The organism is Pseudoxanthomonas sp. GW835-FHT14C01, assembly GCF_058793715.1.
The window spans coordinates 612,501-615,000 of the sequence record NZ_JBXAGB010000001.1 but is presented as its reverse complement, the minus strand read 5'-3'; the positions used below and the strand labels follow the sequence as shown (position 1 = coordinate 615,000).

1 rRNA gene (running past one end of the window) is annotated in these 2,500 nt (G+C 53.8%); it reads left to right on the top strand.

Going from position 1 to position 2,500, the window contains the following annotated elements:
• Nucleotides 1-52: 52 nt before the first annotated feature.
• Nucleotides 53-2,500 (top strand): 23S ribosomal RNA (locus AC1Q5B_RS02675); it runs 431 nt beyond the window's last position.

Sequence of the window (2,500 nt, the reverse complement as noted above, 5' to 3'; positions counted from 1 at the left end):
CTTTGTACCCCATTGACACGACATGTAACTCCGAGGCGACTTGGGGTTATATGGTCAAGCGAATAAGCGCACACGGTGGATGCCTTGGCGGTCAGAGGCGATGAAGGACGTGGCAGCCTGCGAAAAGTGCGGGGGAGCTGGCAACAAGCATTGATCCCGCAATGTCCGAATGGGGAAACCCACTGCTTCGGCAGTATCCTGCAGTGAATACATAGCTGCTGGAAGCAAACCCGGTGAACTGAAATATCTAAGTAACCGGAGGAAAAGAAATCAACCGAGATTCCCTGAGTAGTGACGAGCGAACGGGGACCAGCCCTTAAGCTGGATTGGTTTTAGAAGAACAGTCTGGAAAGACTGGCCATAGACGGTGACAGCCCGGTATTCGAAAAGACCTTTTCAGTGAAGACGAGTAAGGCGGGGCACGAGAAACCCTGTCTGAACATGGGGGGACCATCCTCCAAGGCTAAATACTCCTGACCGACCGATAGTGAACCAGTACCGTGAGGGAAAGGCGAAAAGAACCCCGGAGAGGGGAGTGAAATAGATCCTGAAACCGTGTGCGTACAAGCAGTAGGAGCCCGCAAGGGTGACTGCGTACCTTTTGTATAATGGGTCAGCGACTTACTGTTCGTGGCAAGCTTAACCGTATAGGGGAGGCGAAGGGAAACCGAGTCTGATAAGGGCGCATAGTCGCGGGCAGTAGACCCGAAACCGGGTGATCTAGTCATGCCCAGGGTGAAGGTGCCGTAACAGGTACTGGAGGCCCGAACCCACTCCCGTTGCAAAGGTAGGGGATGAGGTGTGATTAGGAGTGAAAAGCTAATCGAACCCGGAGATAGCTGGTTCTCCTCGAAAGCTATTTAGGTAGCGCCTCGTATGAATCTTCTTGGGGGTAGAGCACTGTTATGGCTAGCGGGACATCGCGTCTTAGCAAACCATGGCAAACTCCGAATACCAAGACAGAATGTACGGGAGACACACGGCGGGTGCTAACGTCCGTCGTGAAAAGGGAAACAACCCAGACCCACAGCTAAGGTCCCAAATTTCGTGCTAAGTGGAAAACGATGTGGAAAGGCACAGACAGCCAGGAGGTTGGCTTAGAAGCAGCCACCCTTTAAAGAAAGCGTAATAGCTCACTGGTCGAGTCGGTCTGCGCGGAAGATTTAACGGGGCTAAGCACGAAACCGAAGCTTGGGGTGCATAACTTTGTTATGCGCGGTAGAGGAGCGTTCCGTAAGCCTGCGAAGGTGGCTTGAGAAGGCTGCTGGAGGTATCGGAAGTGCGAATGCTGACATGAGTAACGATAATGCGGGTGAAAAGCCCGCACGCCGAAAGCCCAAGGTTTCCTTGCGCAACGTTAATCGACGCAGGGTTAGTCGGTCCCTAAGGCGAGGGCGAAAGCCGTAGTCGATGGGAAGCAGGTTAATATTCCTGCACCTCGCGTGAGTGCGATGGAGGGACGGAGAAGGTTAGGTGTACCGGGCGTTGGTTGTCCCGGGGAAAGGCGGTAGGTTTGGATCTTTGGCAAATCCGGGATCCTTTAAGACCGAGCACCGAGACGAGTCCTTTAGGACGAAGTCACTGATACCACGCTTCCAGGAAAAGCTCCTAAGCTTCAGCTCACGCAGACCGTACCGTAAACCGACACAGGTGGGTAGGATGAGAATTCTCAGGCGCTTGAGAGAACTCGGGTGAAGGAACTAGGCAACATGGCACCGTAACTTCGGGAGAAGGTGCACCCTCTTTGGTGGCCCATGCGGGCTATAGCTGAGGGGGGTCGCAGAAACCAGGCCGCTGCGACTGTTTATCAAAAACACAGCACTCTGCAAACACGAAAGTGGACGTATAGGGTGTGACGCCTGCCCGGTGCTGGAAGGTTAATTGATGGGGTCAGCCGCAAGGCGAAGCTCTTGATCGAAGCCCCAGTAAACGGCGGCCGTAACTATAACGGTCCTAAGGTAGCGAAATTCCTTGTCGGGTAAGTTCCGACCTGCACGAATGGCGTAACGACAGCGGCGCTGTCTCCACCCGAGACTCAGTGAAATTGAAATCGCTGTGAAGATGCAGCGTTCCCGTGGCAAGACGGAAAGACCCCGTGAACCTTTACTATAGCTTTACATTGAACGTTGAGTTCGTCTGTGTAGGATAGGTGGGAGGCTATGAAACCTTGGCGCTAGCTGAGGTGGAGCCAACCTTGAAATACCACCCTGATGTGCTTGACGTTCTAACCTAGGTCCGTAATCCGGATCGGGGACCATGTATGGTGGGTAGTTTGACTGGGGCGGTCTCCTCCCAAAGAGTAACGGAGGAGCTCGAAGGTACGCTCAGCGCGGTCGGACATCGCGCACTGTGTGCAAAGGCATAAGCGTGCTTGACTGCGAGATCGACGGATCAAGCAGGTACGAAAGTAGGACTTAGTGATCCGGTGGTTCTGTATGGAAGGGCCATCGCTCAACGGATAAAAGGTACTCCGGGGATAACAGGCTGATACCGCCCAAGA